At 72.9% G+C, this 741-nt stretch carries 1 protein-coding gene; it reads left to right on the top strand.

From position 1 onward, the window contains the following. Positions 1–508, top strand: a 508-nt coding sequence (locus E2651_RS43525; protein WP_209446406.1) for a Mut7-C RNAse domain-containing protein, incomplete at its 5' end; no start/stop codon positions are given. Positions 509–741: the final 233 nt, after the last annotated feature.

The raw sequence follows: 741 nt of genomic DNA, 5'->3' as shown, positions 1-741 counted from the left end.
CCCCCAACCCGTCCCCGGGGCCCCGCTGCGCTTCCTCCTCGACGTCCATCTCGGCACGCTGGCACGGCGGTTGCGGCTGCTCGGCGTCGACGCGGCGTACGAGAGCACGGACATCGGCGATCCCGCACTGGCAGCGCGGTCCGCCGCCGAGCGCCGGGTCCTCCTGAGCCGCGACCGGGGCTTGCTGCGCCGACGCGAGCTGTGGGCAGGTGCGTACGTCTACAGCGACGCCCCGGACGCCCAACTCCACGACATCCTGGCCCGGTTCGCCCCGGCCCTGCACCCATGGACACGGTGCACGGCATGCAACGGCACGCTGCGGGCGGCGTCAAAGGAGGAGGTCGCGGACCTCCTGGAGGGCGGCACGCGGGGAACGTACGACGTCTTCGCCCAGTGCGCGGACTGCGACCGGGTGTACTGGCGGGGCGCGCACCACGACCGCCTGGAGCGGATCGTGGCGGGGGCGCTGGCGGAGTTCTCCCCGGGCGGGCACCCGGGGACGACCTGAACCAGGTATTTCAGCCCGTCCGGCGTTTGAGGACGAACTCGGCGGAGCCGGTGATTGACCGAGCCATGAGCCCGGCGCAGCCGGAAGGTTCGGGAAGGGGCGGGGTTGGGGAAAGTAGCCCGCTTGAGCCTCAGTCCGACAGCCGCGCCGCCAGCTCCCCCACCTCAGTGGTAGGCGCGTCGCAGACGAACCGGCGGCAGACGTACGCCGCCGGAAGCCCACCCACCAGGCCC

Origin of the sequence: Streptomyces sp. MZ04 (assembly GCF_004684775.1) — a bacterium.
In the GTDB taxonomy this organism is placed as follows: Bacteria; Actinomycetota; Actinomycetes; order Streptomycetales; family Streptomycetaceae; genus Streptomyces.
The sequence above is the reverse complement of the archived record's forward strand: the minus strand, read 5'-3'. Positions and strand labels throughout refer to the sequence as shown.